The sequence below is a fragment of the Shewanella atlantica genome, from assembly GCF_003966265.1.
Taxonomy (GTDB): Bacteria; Pseudomonadota; Gammaproteobacteria; order Enterobacterales; family Shewanellaceae; genus Shewanella; species Shewanella atlantica.
Genome location: NZ_RXNV01000003.1, coordinates 541,181 through 562,232, shown reverse-complemented (window position 1 = coordinate 562,232; position 21,052 = coordinate 541,181). Strand labels below are relative to the sequence as shown.

Annotated in this window: 18 protein-coding genes and 2 tRNA genes; 18 read left to right on the top strand and 2 right to left on the bottom strand. The window is 45.7% G+C overall.

The features are described from left to right. Positions 1 to 246 precede the first annotated feature (246 nt). The 4 genes from greA (at position 247) to secF (ending at position 4,305) form a co-directional block, all read left to right on the top strand. Positions 247 to 723 carry a transcription elongation factor GreA gene (gene greA / locus EKG39_RS10965; protein WP_126505774.1) on the top strand — a complete coding sequence of 159 codons (477 nt, stop codon included), beginning with the start codon at positions 247 to 249 and terminating at the stop codon, positions 721 to 723. Between the two features lie 170 nt (positions 724 to 893). After that, positions 894 to 1,394, top strand: coding sequence for a hypothetical protein (locus EKG39_RS10960; protein WP_148103056.1), 501 nt, complete (start codon positions 894 to 896; stop codon positions 1,392 to 1,394). A 150-nt stretch (positions 1,395 to 1,544) separates the two neighbouring features. Next, positions 1,545 to 3,359: a protein translocase subunit SecD gene (gene secD, locus EKG39_RS10955; protein WP_126505772.1), complete on the top strand. Its 1,815-nt coding sequence runs from the start codon at positions 1,545 to 1,547 to the stop codon at positions 3,357 to 3,359. A gap of 1 nt (position 3,360) precedes the next feature. Continuing rightward, a complete protein-coding gene (gene secF, locus EKG39_RS10950; RefSeq protein ID WP_126505771.1) occupies positions 3,361 to 4,305 on the top strand; it encodes a protein translocase subunit SecF in 945 nt (314 codons plus the stop codon). A gap of 190 nt (positions 4,306 to 4,495) precedes the next feature. Here secF and yhbY read toward each other — a convergent pair whose 3' ends face one another. Continuing rightward, positions 4,496 to 4,795, bottom strand: coding sequence for a ribosome assembly RNA-binding protein YhbY (gene yhbY, locus EKG39_RS10945; RefSeq protein ID WP_126505841.1), 300 nt, complete (start codon positions 4,793 to 4,795; stop codon positions 4,496 to 4,498). 91 nt (positions 4,796 to 4,886) lie between these two features. Here yhbY and rlmE point away from each other — a divergent pair, with 91 nt between their 5' ends. The 14 genes from rlmE to rpsO all read left to right on the top strand — a co-directional run bounded on the left by rlmE (position 4,887) and on the right by rpsO (position 18,508). Beyond that, a complete protein-coding gene (gene rlmE / locus EKG39_RS10940) occupies positions 4,887 to 5,516 on the top strand; it encodes a 23S rRNA (uridine(2552)-2'-O)-methyltransferase RlmE (protein ID WP_126505770.1) in 630 nt (209 codons plus the stop codon). Positions 5,517 to 5,561: 45 nt separating this feature from the next. Continuing rightward, positions 5,562 to 7,541 (top strand): ATP-dependent zinc metalloprotease FtsH, encoded by a 1,980-nt coding sequence (ftsH, locus tag EKG39_RS10935; protein WP_126505769.1) that lies wholly within the window; start codon positions 5,562 to 5,564, stop codon positions 7,539 to 7,541. Between the two features lie 129 nt (positions 7,542 to 7,670). Further along, complete coding sequence (gene folP, locus EKG39_RS10930; RefSeq protein WP_126505840.1) at positions 7,671 to 8,456, top strand: dihydropteroate synthase; 786 nt, start codon at positions 7,671 to 7,673, stop codon at positions 8,454 to 8,456. Positions 8,457 to 8,621: 165 nt separating this feature from the next. After that, complete coding sequence (gene glmM, locus EKG39_RS10925) at positions 8,622 to 9,959, top strand: phosphoglucosamine mutase (RefSeq protein WP_126505768.1); 1,338 nt, start codon at positions 8,622 to 8,624, stop codon at positions 9,957 to 9,959. Positions 9,960 to 10,167: 208 nt separating this feature from the next. Continuing rightward, positions 10,168 to 10,950 (top strand): triose-phosphate isomerase, encoded by a 783-nt coding sequence (tpiA, locus tag EKG39_RS10920; protein WP_126505767.1) that lies wholly within the window; start codon positions 10,168 to 10,170, stop codon positions 10,948 to 10,950. Positions 10,951 to 10,954: 4 nt separating this feature from the next. Next, positions 10,955 to 11,302 (top strand): preprotein translocase subunit SecG, encoded by a 348-nt coding sequence (gene secG, locus EKG39_RS10915; protein WP_126505766.1) that lies wholly within the window; start codon positions 10,955 to 10,957, stop codon positions 11,300 to 11,302. A gap of 113 nt (positions 11,303 to 11,415) precedes the next feature. Next, positions 11,416 to 11,502, top strand: a tRNA-Leu gene (locus EKG39_RS10910). Between the two features lie 103 nt (positions 11,503 to 11,605). After that, positions 11,606 to 11,682: transfer RNA gene (locus EKG39_RS10905), tRNA-Met, on the top strand. A gap of 163 nt (positions 11,683 to 11,845) precedes the next feature. After that, positions 11,846 to 12,301 carry a ribosome maturation factor RimP gene (gene rimP, locus EKG39_RS10900; RefSeq protein ID WP_126505765.1) on the top strand — a complete coding sequence of 152 codons (456 nt, stop codon included), beginning with the start codon at positions 11,846 to 11,848 and terminating at the stop codon, positions 12,299 to 12,301. Between the two features lie 28 nt (positions 12,302 to 12,329). Beyond that, positions 12,330 to 13,829 (top strand): transcription termination factor NusA, encoded by a 1,500-nt coding sequence (gene nusA, locus EKG39_RS10895; RefSeq protein WP_126505764.1) that lies wholly within the window; start codon positions 12,330 to 12,332, stop codon positions 13,827 to 13,829. Between the two features lie 26 nt (positions 13,830 to 13,855). Next, on the top strand, positions 13,856 to 16,549 hold the full coding sequence (gene infB / locus EKG39_RS10890) for a translation initiation factor IF-2 (RefSeq protein WP_126505763.1): 2,694 nt from the start codon (positions 13,856 to 13,858) through the stop codon (positions 16,547 to 16,549). Positions 16,550 to 16,691: 142 nt separating this feature from the next. Continuing rightward, on the top strand, positions 16,692 to 17,123 hold the full coding sequence (rbfA, locus tag EKG39_RS10885; protein ID WP_126505762.1) for a 30S ribosome-binding factor RbfA: 432 nt from the start codon (positions 16,692 to 16,694) through the stop codon (positions 17,121 to 17,123). After that, positions 17,123 to 18,088 (top strand): tRNA pseudouridine(55) synthase TruB, encoded by a 966-nt coding sequence (gene truB / locus EKG39_RS10880; RefSeq protein ID WP_126505761.1) that lies wholly within the window; start codon positions 17,123 to 17,125, stop codon positions 18,086 to 18,088. Before rbfA ends, truB begins: the two co-directional genes overlap by 1 nt. 150 nt (positions 18,089 to 18,238) lie before the next feature. Further along, the gene (rpsO, locus tag EKG39_RS10875) at positions 18,239 to 18,508 is read left to right on the top strand and encodes a 30S ribosomal protein S15 (protein ID WP_126505760.1); all 270 of its coding nucleotides are present in this window, start codon (positions 18,239 to 18,241) and stop codon (positions 18,506 to 18,508) included. Positions 18,509 to 19,013: 505 nt separating this feature from the next. On the opposite strand, the gene EKG39_RS10870 is transcribed toward rpsO, so the two are convergent. Continuing rightward, positions 19,014 to 21,047, bottom strand: a complete 2,034-nt coding sequence (locus EKG39_RS10870) for a putative bifunctional diguanylate cyclase/phosphodiesterase (RefSeq protein ID WP_126505759.1) — start codon at positions 21,045 to 21,047, stop codon at positions 19,014 to 19,016. Positions 21,048 to 21,052: the final 5 nt, after the last annotated feature.

Genomic DNA, 21,052 nt, shown 5'->3' with positions numbered 1-21,052 from the left:
GATTCGGATTTAAGAAAGAATGATGAACTTGTGATTTAACTATTTTTTTGAACTAGTTTTAACTTGATTACATCGAGAATAGTGGAATCTGTTTAAAAGGTTAGGTACGCTGATAGGTTCACATATATAGATAGCCGATGGCATAGAAGGCGTTCAGCGTATAGAATGGCCTTATTACAAGTTTTTGACCTGGAGAACCATGAGTCTGCAGGGCTGCTTTTGTTTTAAAGGAGACGAAAGAGGATTATGAACAAGGTTCCAATGACAATTGTTGGTGCAGATCAGCTGCGTAAAGAGTTAGATCATTTAAAGTTTGAGAAGCGTCCTGTGATCGCTCAGGCAATCGGTGAAGCGAGAGAGCTTGGCGATCTGAAGGAAAATGCCGAATATCACGCCGCACGTGAAGAACAAGGTTTATGTGAAGCTCGCGTACGTGATATTGAGGGGAAACTCTCTAATGCGCAGATCATCGATGTGACTAAAATGCCAAACACCGGCCGCATCATTTTCGGTACTACGGTAACCATTGTAAACATTGATACCGATGCTGAAATGACTTACCGCATCGTTGGTGAAGATGAAGCTAATATCAAAGAGAACCTTATTTCGGTAAGTTCACCCATTGCCCGTGGCTTGATTGGTAAAAACCTTGATGATGAGGTGAGCATCAATACTCCCGGTGGCCTGACCGATTACGAGATCACCGCTGTCGAGTACATTTAATTCGTAAGGTGTTATTTTAAAAACCGCTTTTATAGCGGTTTTTTTTTCGCTGTCGATCAGTGCCTCTGTTTTGTTATACCGATTGGATTAGATGATGAAAAATTAATTTGTTTCTGATTGCAACACGCTATAACATGCATCGCTTATGTAAACCTTTTTCAGGGGCGAGAGTGCTGGCTTTTTTACGTTTTGGATTAATCATCTTATTCATAGGGGGAATTTTTCTCACTCCTGTGTCTGCTGATTTTTCTGATGGCATAAGGTTGAGCCAAGAGGTCGAACAAAATAATCTTCACAATCAAACATATAAGAGCTTTACAGATAAGGTTGTCACGGCTAAATCCCTGTCGGATAGTTCACACCTTGAATACCCAAAACACCCCCACAAGCACGTTCACGGGCATGAGCAAGGTGATTCAAGCTTTGTTCCACTCATTTCATCACGTTTAATTAGTTTCGCTCAGCATGATCCTCGAGAGAGTAAGCCAGATTATTTACTCGCTTTTGAATTTGTATCACCGCCAATCCCCTCCTTTAGTATTGGCTACCGTATCGATCTGCCAGCAAATTTAGATTGGCCCCTCCATATAGGGACTGCGCCATCCAGAGTTTCGGGATGGAAAGAGTCCAATCTCTTGTATCGTTTCTCACAAACTCCCTCATTTAGTTAACGCACGCAAATAAGCCACTCTTTGATGGCTTGATTTTATTCTCTTTTTTGCCAGCTCTGCATTCGACTTCGGAATGTCATTTTCCATGTCTGTATTACGGCGAGAAGAGAGTTTTTATAGCGCTTAGCAAATATTAAATGAGCGAAAAATATGAGAAAACCTAGCAATAACAAAATAATGAATCACTACTCAGCGTGGAAGTATATAGTGTTGGTGATAACCTTCATCATCATGCTTTTCAGTGCGTTACCAACCTGGTATGGGGAGGATGCGGCGATTCAAGTTGGTGCGAAAGCTGGCTTAAACCTAACACCACAGGCCCTCTGTAGAGTATTGACGGATGAAGGAATCCAAGTAAAAAGAATCACCCAGGCTGAAGGTGAAACGGTCATCGTACTGGAGCAAGAATCGCAACAGAGCAAGGCAAAATCCTTCTTAAGCGATAGGGTTGAAGACGATTCACAGCTGACACTCGCCTTGGCTCCGGCGGCGCCCGAGTGGCTACTTTCCATGGGGTTTACACCGATTAAACTCGGGCTTGATCTTCGTGGAGGAGTGCAGTTCTTGCTGGATGTAGAGGTTGAGCCTGTTTACCAGCTTCATTATGACGCCTTCGTCGACTCTGTCAGACAGTTTACCCGTACTCAGGGCATTGCAGGGGTCAGTGTCCGCCTGGGCAGTGAGACCGGGGTTGTCATCACAATGCCGGATACCAGTGGCAGAGGAGATATCAGACAGTTCATTAAAACCAACTATCCGATTTGGCAGGTAACGAACTTAGAAAACAGTTCATTGAGGGCTGATTTTAAGCCGGACGAAAAGATTAAAATCCGTGACCTGACGGTAAAACAAAACCTTCAAATTATGCGTAGCCGTATTGAGCAGCTTGGGATCACCGAAGCCTTGGTTCAGCGTCAGGGTGAGCACAGGATCAGAATCGAGTTACCGGGTGTTCAGGATCCGGCTGCAGCAAAAAATGTCATAGGAGCAACGGCGAGTCTGGCTTTTTATGAAGTGAAAAATGCCGGGTCGGTGAATGCTAAGATCTTAAAAGATAAATCAGCGCTGCCTGTTTATGTTGCCAGAAAGCCGGTGCTCGGAGGCGAGCATATTGTTGATGCCAGGGCGAGTCTGGGGGAGATGGGGATGCCGGAGGTAGTGATCCATCTGGATCGAGCCGGTGGCAAAGTGATGTCGGACTTCTCTCGTGACAATATAGGAAAGCCGATGGCGACATCCTACAGCGAATACAGCCGTGATGCTCAAGGTAAGGTTAAGCAAAGTACGGAGGTTATCAGCGTTGCAACGATTCAATCTCAACTCGGTGATCGCTTTAGCATAACCGGGGCTGGCGACTATTCTCAGGCGCAGCAGCTAGCGCTATTACTACGGGCTGGCTCTATGACTGCACCGGTTACCATAGTCGAAGAGCGTACTATTGGGCCGAGTCTCGGCGCGGAAAATATTACCAATGGATTTTCTGCCTTGGCACTGGGAATGGCAATGACCTTGCTCTTTATGGGGCTCTGGTATCGCCGTTTAGGTTGGGTGGCTAATGTGGCTCTGATCACCAATATGGTGATTCTATTTGGCTTATTGGCGCTAATTCCCGGCGCTGTGTTAACCCTGCCTGGTATCGCTGGTTTGGTGTTAACCGTTGGAATGGCCGTCGATACCAATGTGCTCATCTTCGAGCGAATAAAGGATAAATTGAAGGAGGGAAGAGGCTTTGCCCACGCGATAGACAGAGGTTTTGATAGCGCAGTTTCAACAATTTTTGATGCCAACTTTACCACTATGATCACCGCCGTAGTGCTCTACTCCATAGGGAACGGTCCAATTCAAGGTTTTGCCTTAACACTAGGCCTTGGGCTGTTAACCAGTATGTTTACCGGAATTTTTGCTTCCCGGGCATTGATTAATTGGGTGTATGGACGTGACTTTAGCCGCGATGTGAAGGTGTAATATGAATATTAATACTAATACTAATACTAATACTAATACTAAGAAAGTGAACAGACTTACAAAGTGGCGCTACGTTTCAAGCTGTCTCTCTCTGATCCTGATGATACTTTCCTTGTCGGTTATTACTGTTAAAGGCTTTAATTGGGGATTGGACTTTACCGGTGGCGTAGTGACCGAGATCCGTATTGACGGTGACATTAAGGCTAATCAGATTGAGCGCTTATTGGGGGGAGTGTCTGAGCAGGAGGTGAGTGTGATCTCGGCGGGCGAGCCCGGACGTTGGGTGCTGCGCTATAGTCAGGCGGAAACTTCGGGTGATGTCAGTGCTAATGCCTTGGATGTTGTTCAGTTATTAACTCCGCTACACAGTGGTGTTGAGGTACTGAATTCGAGCATTGTTGGCCCACAAATCGGTCAGGAGTTAGCGGAGCAGGGTGGATTAGCCCTGTTGGTTGCTATGTTATGTATCTTAGGCTACCTGAGTTTTCGCTTCGAGTGGCGCCTCGCCAGCGGAGCACTATTTGCGCTGTTTCATGACGTCATTTTCGTACTGGCCTTTTTCTCACTGACACAGCTGGAGTTTAATCTGACGGTCCTCGCCGCTGTGCTGGCTATTTTAGGCTACTCACTTAACGATTCTATTATTATCGCCGACAGGATCAGGGAGTTGTTAACGTCAAAACCTAAGATGGTGATAGCCGATGTGTGCACCAGTGCGGTGAAGGCAACCTTCTCGCGGACTATGGTAACCAGTGGTACGACACTGATGACGGTGAGTGCGCTGTGGGTGATGGGAGGTGGACCGCTGGAAAGCTTCTCTATTGCGATGTTTATCGGCATCCTGACCGGAACCTGGTCATCGATATCGGTGGGCACCTGTTTACCTGAACTCTTTAGGGTTAACTCGGAACATTATAAGCTCACACCAATTCCTGAAACACCGTAAAACGTAAGTGCTACAGACAAAAAAAGAGCCACTGAAATTCAGTGGCTCTTTTTTATCTTCTACTCTGACTGTTTACTTCTCAGGAAGGAGTGAAATAAACGATTAGACAGGAGTAGTACAGTCTTTTACAAGTCAGATATTAATGCAGAGAAATTCCCTGCATTAATCTTGTGACTGTGCTCAAAAAAGATTACTTTGCTTTTGGAATAGCAATTTTCATCTCTTCTGATTGACGAAATAGTACTAACACGTGACCGATAAGCTGTATTTTTACAGCTTGAGTTTCACGAAGAATGGCATCAACGATTGCATTTTTTAGCTCTCTGTCACCAGAAGCTACTTTCACTTTGATCAACTCGTGATGAGTGAGTGCATTATCAATTTCCGCCAGTACACCTTCAGTCAGACCATTGGAACCAAGCATCACTACTGGCTTTAAATTGTGCGCTAAGCCTTTTAAGTGCTGTTTTTGTTTGGTTGTTAAGTTCATTTCTACCAACTTTATGCTGAGTTACTGTTGAAAAGACGCTATTCTACCCTTATATAGTCTTTATGTAACTCTCATTTGTTGCGGATTTTGAATGTCAGGTAAAAAACGAACAGCGAGTTCCTCCCGTTGGATGCAGGAACATTTTGATGATCACTATGTCAAATTAGCTCAAAAACGAGGGTTTCGTTCGCGAGCCGCGTTTAAAATTGAAGAAATTCAGGAGAAAGATAAGTTAATTCGACCTGGGATGACTGTGGTCGATTTAGGAGCTGCCCCTGGTGGTTGGTCGCAAGTTGCAGTTAAACTAGCTGGAGACAATGGTAAAGTTATCGCTTGTGATATCTTGCCCATGGATCCAATTGTTGGCGTAGACTTTCTTCAGGGTGATTTTAGAGAGGAAAAGGTACTCGATGCTTTGCTTTCCCGAGTGGGTGATGCCAAAGTCGATGTTGTCTTATCTGATATGGCACCTAATATGAGTGGTTCAGGCGGGGTCGATCAGCCTCGTGCTATGTATTTAGTCGAATTAGCATTAGATATGTGTCATCAAGTTTTGGCACCTAACGGTTGCTTTGCTGTAAAAGTCTTTCAGGGGGAGGGCTTTGAAGAGTACATGAAGTCAGTTAGAGAGGCGTTTAAAACCGTCAAAACACGTAAGCCAGACTCTTCGCGACCTCGTTCGCGCGAAGTCTATCTTGTGGCGACAGGGTATAAGTTGTAGTACCCTGACGTCAGTAATCGCAAGACTGTATGAGGTCTAGTAATTTTGAGTGATATGGCAAAAAATTTAATTCTCTGGGTAGTCATCGCTGTAGTGTTGATGTCTGTGTTTCAGGGTTACTCCCCCTCTTCATCCACAGCGTTGAAGATGGATTATTCCGCTTTTTTAGATGATGTTCGTAGTGGGCAGATTAATGCTGTCGAAATAAAAAGCGACCAACGTACGATCGAAGGGACTAAACGTACCGGAGAGAAGTTCACCACTATCATGCCTATGGAAGATAAAGATCTGATTAATGATCTCGATCGTAAAGGCATAACAATGAAGGGGCAGGAAGCAGAAGAGTCAGGGTTCTTAACTCAGATCTTTATCTCCTGGTTCCCTATGCTACTGCTTATTGGTGTATGGATATTCTTCATGCGTCAGATGCAGGGCGGTGGTGGAAAAGGCGCCATGTCTTTTGGTAAGAGTAAAGCCAAGTTAATGAGTGAAGATCAGATTAAAACGACTTTCACTGACGTTGCCGGTTGTGACGAAGCTAAGGAAGACGTTAAAGAGCTGGTTGATTACCTGAAAGAGCCGACTAAATTCCAAAAGTTGGGTGGTCGAATTCCTACTGGTGTGCTTTTGGTTGGTCCTCCTGGTACGGGTAAAACCTTGCTGGCTAAAGCCATTGCCGGTGAAGCTAAGGTGCCATTTTTTACCATTTCAGGTTCTGACTTTGTAGAGATGTTTGTTGGTGTCGGTGCCTCTCGTGTACGTGACATGTTTGAGCAAGCTAAAAAGTCAGCTCCATGTATTATCTTTATCGATGAGATCGATGCCGTGGGTCGCCAGCGTGGTGCGGGTGTCGGTGGTGGTCACGATGAGCGTGAACAGACATTGAACCAGTTATTGGTTGAGATGGATGGTTTCGAAGGTAATGAAGGCGTCATCGTTATTGCTGCGACTAACCGTCCGGATGTACTGGATGCTGCACTGCTTCGTCCAGGTCGTTTCGACCGTCAAGTGGTCGTCGGTCTTCCCGATGTTCGCGGTCGTGAGCAGATCCTGAAAGTTCATATGCGTAAAGTACCTCTTGCCGATGATGTTAAAGCGAGTGTTATTGCTCGTGGTACGCCAGGCTTCTCTGGTGCCGATCTGGCTAACCTGGTGAACGAAGCCGCACTGTTTGCAGCACGTGGTAGCCGTCGTATTGTTGGTATGGAAGAGTTTGAGAGCGCGAAAGATAAAATCATGATGGGTGCAGAGCGCCGCACTATGGTGATGTCTGAAGAAGATAAAGAGATGACTGCTTATCATGAAGCGGGCCATGCCATTGTTGGCTGCCTCGTTCCTGAGCATGATCCTGTACACAAGGTGACGATTATTCCACGCGGACGCGCCTTAGGTGTGACCTTCTTCTTGCCAGAAGCCGACGCAATAAGTCAGAGCCGACGTAAGTTAGAGAGTCAAATTTCGGTAGCTTATGGTGGCCGTTTGGCTGAAGAGATCATCTATGGTAGCGAAAGAGTCTCTACAGGTGCGTCTCAGGATATTAAGTATGCGACCTCTATTGCCCGTAATATGGTTACTCAGTGGGGCTTCTCTGAGAAACTCGGTCCGGTACTTTATGCCGAAGATGAAAATGAAGTATTCCTGGGTCGTAGCATGGGTAAGACTCAGCATATGTCTGATGAAACTGCCAGCATCATAGATGCGGAAGTCAAAACGCTTATCGATACTAACTATGAGCGTGCACAGAGCTTCCTTAACGACAATATGGATATTCTTCATGCGATGAAAGATGCGTTGATGAAGTATGAAACCATAGATTCAACTATGATCGACGATCTTATGGGACGCCGAGAGGTTAGTGCACCAGCAGATTGGAACATGGATGATAACGGCTCAAGCAATGATGATACTGGTGGAAAGCCTGCTGCAACTGATAAGAAGGATTCATCTGAAGATGAAGTTAAACCTGAGTCAGAGCAGTGCGCAGCTCCCGATGTAAAAGATATTGATGAATCAACGGCTAAATAATTAATCGTTAGCTGAATAAAGAAAACCCCGTCATGGGGTTTTCTTGTTTCCGGGATTTAACAACTTGGAGTATGTGTGTCTCAAATTAGCTATGGTGAAAAGAGCCTCTCTTTGAAAAAGCCTGTTGTAATGGGGATCCTCAATGTCACCCCCGATTCGTTTTCCGATGGTGGTGAATATTCAAGTTTCGAACTAGCATGCAAACATGCCGATGAGATGGTCGAACAAGGTGCGAGCATCATAGATATAGGTGGTGAGTCGACAAGACCTGGCGCCGCCGATGTCAACTTATGCGAAGAACTTAGTAGAGTGATCCCTCTGGTTGAGTATATTGCCCGGCATCATGATGTCTGGATATCTATCGACACCAGCAAAGCTGAGGTAATGAAACAGGCTGTAGAAGCGGGCGCACATCTCATCAACGATGTACGCGCTCTGCAAGAACCTGGAGCGTTAGAGATGGCGACAAGGTTACAAGTCCCTGTCTGTTTGATGCATATGCAAGGGCAACCCAGAAGTATGCAGGATGCTCCCGAATATAGTGATGTTGTGGATGAAATAAAGCAGTTTTTCAAGCAGCGTATTCAGGCCTGTTGTGATGCGGGGTTAAAGCGAGAGCACCTGCTTATTGACCCGGGGTTTGGTTTCGGGAAATCTTTAGCTCATAATTATGAGTTGCTCAACAGGCTCGAGGAGTTCAAGTCATTAGGTACACCAATACTTGCCGGTCTATCCCGTAAGAGTATGATGGGGAATCTGCTTAGCCGTGATGTACCTCAGCGGCTTGCCGGAAGTTTAGCGGGTGCTATGCTCTCGGCTCAACGTGGTGCAGATATTATCAGGGTACATGATGTCGCCGAGACGGTCGATGTGTTGAAGGTACTGGATGCGACACATCATTTCGGTCAGCTGTGATAGTTGATTTGTACCACTAACTGTTTACCTACGCGAACGTGGTGTGGGCAATAAAGATTGAAAAAATATTATTCAGCTTCAGTTATGAATGAAGCGGTAGAGTAAGAGATATTAATATTTTCATATTCCGGATCCAGCTTTGAGGCCGGAATACTTGATGGGGTTATCTACGTGAGAAAATTTTTTGGAACTGACGGCATTCGAGGTAAGGTCGGTGCGGGTAAAATGACGCCGGAATTGGCGCTAAAACTTGGATGGGCTGCAGGACGAGTTTTATCCAGATCCGGTACTAAGAAGGTTATTATCGGTAAAGATACTCGAATTTCAGGTTATCTTTTCGAGTCTGCGATGGAAGCCGGTTTATCGGCTGCCGGACTTAACGTGATGTTGATGGGGCCGATGCCCACACCTGCGGTTGCCTACTTAACGCGTACTTTCAGAGCCGAGGCTGGAGTGGTGATCAGTGCATCACATAACCCTTACTATGATAACGGTATTAAGTTTTTCTCAAATGACGGTAGTAAGCTCGATGATGAGGTTGAGCTCGAGATCGAACGTGAACTCGATAAGCCCCTGACCTGTGTCGAGTCGCACTTGTTGGGGAAGGTATCCCGTATAGATGATGCACCTGGACGCTATATCGAATACTGTAAGGGAAATTTCCCTGCCGAGCATACTCTACATGGTTTGAAGATTGTTGTTGATTGTGCCCACGGTGCAACCTATCACATCGCTCCTAGCGTATTTAGGGAATTGGGCGCTGAGGTTATTGCCATAGGTGATAAACCCGATGGGCTGAATATCAACCATGAAGTGGGCGCCACTTCTATGGGCAAAATCCGCGAAACGGTTATAGCCGAAGGTGCCGATCTGGGTATCGCGCTGGACGGTGACGGCGATCGAATCATGATGGTTAACCGCCATGGTAAGGTTATCGATGGTGATGAAATTCTCTATATTCTGGCTTGTGACGCTCAGTCGCGAGGTGTGTTGCGCGGCGGTGTGGTTGGAACACTGATGTCAAACTTAGGTCTGGACCTTGCTCTACAGGAGCTGGATATTCCGTTTGCCCGCTCTAATGTGGGCGATCGTTATGTGATGACCATGATGAAGGAGAAGGGCTGGCGTATAGGCGGTGAGAACTCGGGTCATATCTTGAATCTTGATCATGGTACCACCGGCGATGGCATCGTTGCCGGGATTCTGGTATTAGCTGCGATGCGTCGACGTAACGCAACGTTAGAGGAGTTGACCGAGAAGATTAAGATGTTACCTCAGGTACTGGTCAATGTTCGGTTCGAAGGGACACACAACCCCCTCGAGTCAGAACAAGTCCTGTCAGCAAAGAGTGAAGTTGAAGCTCTACTGGGGGAACGTGGACGGGTATTGCTGCGTAAGTCGGGAACCGAGCCCTTGATTCGGGTGATGGTAGAGGGCGATATCGAAGCCGATGTGATAAAGCATGCTAATTATATTGCCGATGCGGTAAGAAACTTAGTTTAATTCACATAAGGCAACATGTGATTGTTAAGGCTAAACATATTCAGTTTTTCCATGTTTAGCCTGTTTTTGAATCACACTTGATTAATAAATGGGTCGTAGCGCGTAAAAAAACATCGTTCCGACCAGAGAATCAAAATATTACCACTTTTGCTATTGTAACTTCATGAGTGGTTCGCTATTATTCTCGCCGCTTTCAGAGGAGACAGAGATGGCACTCAGACGTCCAATGGTCGCTGGTAACTGGAAAATGAATGGCAGTGCACAATTAGCACAAGAGCTATTCAATAAATTCGCTACTAAGCTTCAAAATGATTCAGCGGAAGTGGTCTTATGTCCGCCTAGCATATATCTAGAAAGTGTACGTCAGCAGTTAGACGCTAATAAAGACGCCTTAAACGGTTGTCTAGTCAGAATGGGCGCACAAAACCTAAGTCAACATGACTTCGGTGCTTATACTGGTGAAGTGTCAGGGCAGATGTTAAAGGATTCAGGATGTCGATATGTTATTATCGGACACTCCGAACGTCGCCGTATGTACGGAGAGACGAGTGATATCGTTGCTGAGAAGTTTGCAGCAGCACAAAAACATGGTTTGACCCCGATACTTTGTGTTGGTGAGTCTGGTCCGGCTAGAGAAGCGAGAAGAACTTTTGAAGTTATCGCCGAAGAGTTAGATGTCGTCATTGAGAAAAATGGCACCATGGCTTTTGATAACGCGATTATCGCCTACGAGCCTTTATGGGCAGTGGGAACAGGTAAGAGTGCTACGCCAGAGCAGGCACAGGAAGTTCATGCGTTTATACGCAAACGCCTCTCTGAAGTATCTCCATATATTGGAGAAAATATCAGGATTTTGTACGGTGGTAGCGTAACACCGAGTAATGCAGCAGATCTATTTGCGCAACCTGATGTCGATGGTGGTTTGATTGGCGGTGTGAGCTTAAACTCTACCGAGTTTCTAAGTTTATGTTCCATAGCGATGAGCGCATAATAATATGTACGAAGTATTGATGGTTGTTTACTTGGTGGTTGCAATTGGTCTAGTAGGACTGATTTTACTCCAGCAAGGTAAAGGTGCTGACATGGGAGCCTCTTTTGGCGCCGGTGCATCAGCCACTCTGTTCGGTTCATCAGGTGCTGGTAACTTCCTGACCCGTTCAACTGCAGTTTTAGCGATTGGTTTTTTTGCTCTTAGCCTGATTATTGGCAACCTGAGTGCAAACCATACTAAGTCTGAAGATGCATGGAATGATTTGAGCTCAGAAGCTGCTCAGGTTACCGAACAGGTAACAGAGCAAGTTCAGCAAGAGAGCGAAAAGTCGGAAGAGAAAATTCCAGACTAAGCCAAATTCTCAGGAATTGGCCGGGGCTAATTAATTAGTTAGTTCCTTTTATTAAGGTTGTGACCACCTCAATGTCACTAGAAAGACCTGATAATAAAGTGTAAAAGTCACATGCGGATGTGGTGGAATTGGTAGACACGCCAGCTTGAGGGGCTGGTGAGCGCAAGCTCGTGGGGGTTCAAGTCCCCCCATCCGCACCAAATTTTTGGTTTCTTATTTAGAAATCAAAGATAATAAAGCAAATTTCAGTTTTGCTTTATTATTGCAAGTAGAGTGAATTCTCAATATACTTGCACCAGTTGACGCGGGGTGGAGCAGTTTGGTAGCTCGTCGGGCTCATAACCCGAAGGTCGTCGGTTCAAATCCGGCCCCCGCAACCAGCTTCTCAGTAACAGGCTATAATAGTCTCTTATTGTTTACAGGTTCTAAACTCAACGACCTCGTTATTACGGGGTTTTTTGTTATCTGGAACTTATAAAATGTCGTTTTTTACGGCGTTGTACTGGGGCTATTAAGCCCTTTTTTGTTTTTCGGGGGGTAACCTTGGCTACTATAGAAAACAGACTGGAAGAGATGCTTAAATCTCCAGTTGAAGCACTTGGCCACACGCTGTGGGGCTTGGAATATATTCAGGCTGGTAAACACTCAACATTAAGGGTGTATATCGACAATGAAAAAGGCATCTTCATCGAAGATTGTGCCGAAACCAGTCGTCAGGTCAGTGCTGTGCTCGACGTTGAGGATCCCATTTCAACCGAATACACATTAGAAGTTTCTTCTCCCGGTGTAGATAGGCCGCTATTTAAGGCTGAGCAATACGCTGCTTACATCGATGAGACTGTAAAGATTCAACTGACTATGCCTGTTGCGGGTAGTCGTAATTTAAAGGGGACCGTTACAGGCATTGAGGGGCAGATGCTCACATTGACTGTCGATGGTAACGAACTGATTATTGCTTTGGATAATATCCGTAAAGGCAACCTAATCGCTAAGTTTTGATGGATTCAAGAATCAACGAGGCAAGAGGATGAATAAAGAGATTCTGCTAGTCGCTGAGGCGGTTTCAAATGAGAAGGGTGTTCCTCGCGAGAAGATTTTCGAAGCGCTGGAAATAGCCTTAGCTACAGCAACTAAGAAAAAATATGAAGGCGACATCGAAGTTCGTGTCGAGATCGATCGTAAGACTGGTGCTTACGATACTTTCCGTCGTTGGATGGTTGTTGAAGACACGGGTGAGCCTTTAGAGAACCCTTTCAGTGAAATCACACTGGAAGCTGCTCAATTTGAAGACCCAGAAATCCAGCTTGGCGAGTATATCGAAGACGATATCGAATCAGTGGTATTCGACCGTATTACGACTCAAACTGCGAAACAAGTGATCGTACAGAAAGTACGTGAAGCCGAACGAGCTCAAATAGTCGATCAGTTTAAAGACAAAGAAGGTGAGTTAATCACTGGTGTTGTTAAGAAGAGTAACCGCGAAAGTGTCGTGGTCGATTTGGGCAGCAATGCGGATGCAGTGTTGTTTAAAGAAGATCTGATCTCTCGTGAAAGCTTCCGTCCAGGTGACCGCGTTCGTGCATTACTATTTGCCGTACGCCCGGAAGCTCGTGGCGCTCAACTGTTCCTGACACGTACTAAGCCTGACATGCTGATTGAGCTGTTCCGTGTAGAAGTACCAGAAATTCAAGACGAGATGATCGAAATCATGGGCGCTGCTCGTGATCCAGGTTCTCGTGCAAAGATTGCCGTGAAATCCAATGACCGTCGTATCGATCCTATCGGTGCCTGTGTTGGTATGCGCGGTGCTCGTGTCCAAGCCGTTTCAAATGAACTTAATGGTGAGCGCGTCGATATCGTGCTTTGGGATGATAACCCAGCCCAGTATGTGATCAATGCAATGGCTCCAGCTGATGTTGCTTCTATCATCGTTGATGAAGATAACCATTCTATGGATATCGCCGTTGAAGCCGATAGCTTAGCTCAGGCAATTGGTCGCAATGGTCAGAACGTTCGTTTAGCGACTCAACTTTCTGGTTGGGAACTCAACGTGATGACGGTTGCCGATATGCAGGCTAAGCATCAAGCTGAAAGTGCTAAAGTCGTGAATTTGTTCGTATCTTCTTTAGAAGTTGATGAAGATTTCGCACAAGTGCTTGCTGATGAAGGCTTTACCTCGCTGGAAGAGGTTGCTTACGTGCCAGCATCTGAACTTATGGACATTGATGGTTTCGATGAAGATATTGTTGAAACCTTAAGAGAGCGCGCAAAAGCTGCGATCTCTACTCGCGCACTTGCTTCAGAAGAAGCTCTTGATGGTGCCGAGCCAAGTGAGGACCTACTTGCACTCGAAGGTCTAGAGAGACATCTAGCGTTTGTATTCGCGAGTAAAGGCGTTATTACACTAGAAGATTTAGCCGAACAAGGCATTGATGACTTGATCGACATTGAAGAATTGACAGAAGAAAAGGCTGGTGAGCTCATCATGGCAGCCCGTAATATCTGTTGGTTTGGCGACGAAGAATAACTCGCTCAACAGAGGGGATTTTACAGATGGCAGATACAACAGTAGAAAAGCTGGCCAGCGAAGTAGGAAAAAGTGCAGACAGATTAGTTGAGCAGTTTTCCGAGGCCGGTATTAAGAAATCTAAAGCTGACACGGTTTCCGAGTCAGAAAAACAGCAGTTGCTGGACTTTTTGAAGAAGCAGCATGGTGGCGAATCGGCTCCAACTAAAATGACACTGCAGCGCAAATCAGTGTCTACGTTGAGCGTAGGTTCAGGTAGTGCTTCAAAAGACGTAAAAGTTGAAGTTCGTAAGAAGCGTACTTTCGTTAAGCGTGATCCTGCGGCTGAAGCAGAAGCAGCAGCGGCTGCGAAAGTGGAAGCAGAAGCTAAAGCGGCTGAAGAAGCGGCTGCAAAAGCTAAAGCCGATGCAGAAGCGAAAGCGAAAGCAGAAGCTAAGGCTACAGCCGATGCGGAAGCGAAAGAGAAGGCTAAAGCCAGCGCAGCAGCTAAAGCTAAGCCTGTAGCGACTACCGCCGAAGAGAAAGCGGCGCAAGATGAAGCCGATCAGCTTCAAGCAGCAAAAGATTTAGCTGCTAAAGCTAAAGCTGATGAAGAGGCTAAAGCGGCAGCAGAAGTAGCGAGAAAACTTGCTGAAGAAAACTCTGCTCGTTGGGCTGAAGAAGAGAAGCAACGTAAAGAATCAGAGAAGAGTGGTGACCACCACGTAACGACTTCTACTGAGGCGCGTGCAGCAGAAGATACTGCCGATGCTAATGCTGAGAAGCGTGGTCGTCGTCCTCGTAAGGCTACTCCTCCCCCAGCTGCAGCAACACCTGCAAACACTGGTAAAGGCAAGCGTCGTGGCGGCAAAGATAACCGTCGTGATAACCGCAATGCTCGCGGTGGACGTAATGCCCGCAACAACCGTAGTGTAGCACCTGAGTCTATGGACCATGCATTCACTAAGCCTGTTGCCGCAGTTAAAACCGATGTCAGCATTGGTGAAACTGTTTCAGTTTCTGAACTGGCATCTAAGATGTCAATCAAGGCGACAGAAATCATTAAGCAGATGATGAAGATGGGCTCTATGGTTACTATTAACCAGGTGCTTGATCAAGAGACTGCTCAACTTGTTGCTGAAGAGATGGGACATAAAGTTGTTCTGACTCGTGAAAACGAACTAGAGCATCAAGTGCTTTCGGACCGTGATGGTAATATTCAAGCCGAATCACGCGCTCCGGTAGTGACTATCATGGGTCACGTTGACCACGGTAAGACATCGCTGCTCGATCATATCCGTCGTGCAAAGGTAGCTTCTGGCGAAGCCGGTGGTATTACCCAACATATCGGTGCATACCACGTTGAAACTGACAATGGCATGATCACTTTCCTCGATACGCCTGGTCACGCGGCATTTACAGCCATGCGTGCTCGTGGTGCACAGGCAACTGATATCGTTATCTTGGTTGTTGCAGCCGATGATGGTGTTATGCCACAGACAATTGAAGCTATTCAACACGCGAAAGCGGGTGGCGTACCTCTGATTGTTGCAGTGAACAAGATTGATAAGCCGGAAGCCGATCCTGAGCGTGTGAAGAGTGAGCTTTCACAGCACGGTGTCATGTCTGAAGATTGGGGCGGAAACAACATGTTTGTTCACGTTTCAGCGAAGAGCGGTGAAGGTATTGATGAGCTGCTTGAAGGTATTCTTCTTGAAGCTGAAGTACTCGAGCTTAAAGCTATCAAGGAAGGTATGGCTGCTGGTGTGGTTGTTGAGTCTAAGTTGGATAAGGGCCGTGGTCCGGTTGCAACTGTATTGGTTCAGGAAGGTACACTTAAGCAAGGCGATATCGTTCTTTGTGGTCTGGAATACGGTAAAGTTCGTGCTATGCGCGATGAAAATGGCAGAGCTATCAAAGAAGCCGGCCCATCAATTCCTGTAGAGATTTTAGGTCTTTCAGGTGTACCGTCTGCAGGTGATGAAGCGACTGTTGTACGTGATGAGCGTAAAGCACGTGAAGTTGCACTCTATCGTCAAGGCAAGTTCCGTGATGTTAAGCTTGCACGTCAGCAGAAGTCTAAGCTTGAAAACATGTTTGCTAACATGGTTGAAGGTGAAGTTCAGGAGCTAAACATCATCCTTAAGGCTGATGTACAAGGTTCACTCGAAGCGATTGCAGATTCATTGAACAAGCTTTCAACTGAAGAAGTTAAAGTTAATATCATCGCTCGTGGTGTTGGTGGTTTGACTGAGACTGACGCTTCACTAGCTGCGGCTTCAAATGCCATCATGATCGGTTTCAACATTCGTGCCGATGCACAGGCACGTAAAGTTATCGAAGCTGAAAGTGTAGATCTACGCTACTACAGCGTTATCTATAACTTGATCGATGAAGTCAGAAACGCGATGAGCGGTCTACTTGCTCCTGAATTTAAGCAAGTGATTATTGGTCTTGCTGAAGTTCGTGATGTATTTAAGTCTCCTAAGATTGGGGCTATCGCTGGTTGTATGGTTACAGAAGGTACTATTAAGCGCAGCGCACCAATTCGCGTACTTCGTGAAAACGTTGTTATCTATGAAGGTGAGCTGGAATCACTTCGTCGATTTAAAGATGACGTTAACGATGTTCGTAACGGAATGGAATGTGGTATCGGTGTGAAGAACTATAATGATGTCAGAGTTGGCGATCAGATAGAGGTCTTCGAAACAATCGAAATAGCACGCTCCTTAGAAGAGTAAAGCGTTAAGAGGGCGGCGTTAGCCGCCCTTTTTATTTAGGTAGCTTTCATGGGAAAACTACCTATTAATACCCACACGGCCTCGAAATGCAGGATTAAGCATTTTTAAGTGGCTTGGGTATACAACAGAATGGCAAAATATTATGGCAAGAGAATTTAGTCGTACCCGACGTATTGCGCAGCAGCTACAGCAAGAGCTTGCTCAAGTACTACAGCGTGACATAAAAGACCCTCGTATCGGGTTTGTTACAGTCAATGACGTTGATGTATCACGTGATTTAAGTTACGCCAAAGTCTTTGTTACCTTCTTCGAAGAAGATGAAAAGCTTGTTCAAGAGAAGGTTGAGGCATTAGATGCTGCTGCTGGTTACATCCGTTCATTAGTCGCAGGGCGCATGAAATTGCGCGTCATGCCTGAACTTAGGTTTGTTTACGATGCCTCACTGGTTGAAGGTATGCGTATGTCTAACCTGGTTTCTCGTGTTATTAGCGATGATGAAGCAAAACAAAAGCACCATGGCGAACAGCAAGAAACATCGCAAAGCACAGATGACAAGTCGGAAGGTGAAGACTAATGGCTCGTCGTCCTCGCGGTCGCTTTATCGATGGAATAGTGCTCCTGGATAAAGATACCGGCATGAGTTCGAACTTTGCTCTGCAGAGAGTCAAGCGAATTTTTAATGCGGCTAAAGCGGGCCATACCGGTGCGCTGGACCCATTAGCAACAGGTATGCTCCCTATCTGTCTGGGAGAGGCGACAAAGTTCTCTCAACATTTACTGGACGCCGATAAGCGATATACAGTAACTGCAAAACTTGGACAGCGGACCGATACCAGTGATTCTGACGGTGAAGTGGTGCAGACCCGTCCCGTTAATTTTAGCCAAGAGCTATTGATGGAATCATTGGATTACTTTCGTGGCGAGACCATGCAAGTTCCTTCTATGTACTCGGCGCTCAAATATCAGGGACAACCTCTCTATAAGTATGCCCGCGAGGGGATAGAGGTTCCTAGAGAGGCCCGTCCAATCAATGTATTTGAGCTTAACTTTATCGGCCTGGAAGGTGATGAGTTGACGCTGGATATCCATTGTTCTAAAGGGACTTATATTCGCACCATAACCGATGATCTGGGTGAAATGCTAGGTTGTGGCGCTCATGTGATCATGTTGCGCAGAACTCAGGTAGCCGGATACCCTTACGAACGTATGGTTAGCCTTGAGCAGCTTAACGAGATGGTGGCTAAAGCTGAGGCGGAAGGGATTGAGTCTAAAACAGTTCTTGACCCTTTGTTATTGCCTATGGACACCGCTGTCAGCAAGTTTAAAGAGATAAACTTATCTGACAGCGTAGCGCCCTATTTAATGAACGGAAACCCAGTTCAAGCGCCTGTGACCGAAGGGCTTGAAGATGGCGAATTAGTTCGGATCACTATTGGTGATGAACAAAAATTTGTTGGTATTGGTTCTATCAATGAAGATGGCTTATTAGCACCTAAGCGCCTGATCGTGGTGCGTGAGTCATCTCCTGAGTCTGACTAATTACAACGAACCCTATCTATATCAGGCTTTATTAAGCTAGGTTACAGATAGTTATTGCGTATTTTTCCTGGAATAGGTAAAATGCCGCGCTCACTTTAGCTGAGTTAGTGATTGGCTAAAGCTTATTAATGCATTATTTGGAGAGACAAAATGTCACTAAATGCTGAACAAACTGCAAAAATCCTGGCTGAATTCGGTCGTTGTGAAGGCGATACTGGTTCTACTGAAGTTCAGGTAGCTCTTTTAACTGCACAGATTAACCATCTGCAAGGTCACTTTAAAGAGCACAAGCATGATCATCACTCACGTCGTGGTCTTTTACGTATGGTAAACACCCGTCGTAAACTTCTTGCATACCTGAAGCGTACTGAAAACGTTCGTTACCAGGAACTAATCAAGAAGCTAGGTCTACGTCGTTAATATCGACTAGATTTAGATAAAGGAGGCTTAGGCCTCCTTTTTTATTGCCTGGAAAATGGGAAGGCGAAGTTGCTAGGTGCTAGGTGCTAGGTGCTAGGTGCTAGGTGCTAAGTGGGTTCGACGACATTCTTTGTTTAGGAGCGGCTTTAGCCGCGAATGCTTCAAGTCAAATAGTCGTAAGTGGTAAGTGGTAAGTGGTAAGCGGTAAGCTATAAGCTATAAGTGGTAAATAATGCTACCTTGCTGGGCTAGAGATAGTGCGGGAGGGGTTGTACGGGCTAGGAGGTGTGCATAAAAGATATAGATTCTGAAGCAAGTTCAGAATGACAGTGAAGCCACAAGCCTGAGAGGAATTCTTTAAGTTAGCTGAAGGTGGCAAATATTTAAGAGCCCATGAAACTATTTTGCTCGACCCTCGACCCTCGACCCTCGACCCTCGACCCTCGACCCTCGACCCTCGACCCTCGACCCTCGACCCTCGACCCTCGACCCTCGACCCTCGACCCTAGATATGAGTGATACTCGCGGTCTGAGACTTTATATAAGCATCTTCAAACTCTTTTTGTGTCACAGGTTTACTGAAATAAAACCCTTGGCCTATCTGACAATTATTGGTATTTAACCAATCAAGTTGCTCCCGAGTTTCAATGCCTTCGGCAACGATATTTAAGTTGAGCTGTTTACCCAGCATTAAAATGGTCGATGCGATCGCACTCTCATGAGGAAGGTCGGTGACGAAGCAGCGGTCAATTTTCATTGTAGTAATAGGCAGGTGTCTTAAATAGGAGAGGGAGGAGTAGCCCGTTCCAAAATCATCCACTGCGATACCAAACCCTGTGGATTTAAGCTGTTGAAGTTTCGATATGGCAAGCTCAATATCATTCATCAGTGAGGTTTCGGTTATCTCAATTTCAAGCAGTTCAGGACTAATTTGGTACCTCAGTGCTAACTGTTTGATATCAGGGACTAAGCTAGCATCTGCAAATTGCTGAGAGGCAACGTTAACCGCAATGGGTAAAGCGAAATTATATTCTTTTTGCCATTTTCTGATCGTTTTACAGGCCTCTTCAATGACCCAGCGCCCGATAGGAATAATAATTCCGGTCTCTTCTGCCACGGGAATAAAGGACATAGGGCTAATTAAGCGACCATCTTTTTGCCATCTGATGAGGGCCTCACAGGCCACTACCTTTCCGGTTTTAATATCGAACTTAGGCTGATAGTGGAGTATAAACTCTTCATTTTTCAGTGCGTCATGTAGTGAGGCTTCGGTACGTAGTCTTACCGCCGCACGTTCAGTCATCTGCTGTTTGAAAAAGGCCCATTGATTGGAACCTGCAGCCTTAGCGCTGTACATTGCGATATCGGCATGACGGATAAGATCTTCTGCGCTCATCCCGTCATCGGGGTAGATTGATATACCCACAGAAGCCGCAGGATGAATAGTATGCTCATTGAGCTGCATGGGAGTATTTAGGTGCAACAGAAGCTTGTCTACGAAGTCAGCGGCCTGATCAGGAGTGCGGATCTCATCGGCCAAGATAACAAATTCATCTCCGCCTAATCTGGCAACGGTCCCGTTATCCCCGACTACGCGTTCGAGCACACGGGCAATTCGTGCCAAAAACTGGTCTCCAATCGCATGTCCGAGGGAATCATTAATATTTTTGAATCTATCCAAGTCGATAAACAACATACAAAATTGATGTTTATGAACACGAGCTCTTTGAATGGTAACTGCAATCGTTTCCAGCAATAGAGTTCGATTTGGCAGACCGGTTAATGGATCTCGGGTCGCCATTTTTCTGAGCTTACTTTGTGTCTGGCCAAATTGAATAAGGATCTGATTAAACTTAGATGTCACCAGACCTAATTCATCATCTGTATGTGCTTTGTCCATAGGAAGTAAGTTTTCATCGGGCGATTCAGGATCAATTTTGTCGATCGCTTCACTTATCTCTGCAATGGGTTTAGTTAAAAAACGATGAAAGACGATGGAGAGTACTAATGTGATCAGTAGTGCCCGAGCTAAAGTGGCGATTAAGCTGAATTTGAGTTGAGAGAAAAGTGAATCTGTCAGCCCTTGGGTATCATATAGAACCGTTAATGTGCCAATCAGCTGCTGTTTCTCTGTGCCTTCAAAATAAAAAGGCCGATAAAGAGAACGAGAGATCTCTTTGAGGTCTCCAAAGAGTTTGTTGCTGAAGTCTTCAAAAATATTAGGGTAAGATTTGTTACTCGAGACAGAGACAAACATAGAACCATCATCTAGCTCTATTACCGCCGAACCTACGTGTTCAACTTTTAGCACGCCCTCTAATGTTTGCTTAGCCAGGTTATCATCGAGTGCCCATACGGCATTGGCCGAAGGCTGCTCCACAGAATCGAGTAACTCAGTTTGTGAGTCCTTCAAGCCATCTCTAGCAGACACTCCTACCAGTGCAATTTCGACAATAAAAATCGCAACCGCAAAGAATAGGGCAGAAAATACGACAAGACTCGTCTGTTTCCATGTTAGAGATTTAAAGCCTGCATTCATTTGAC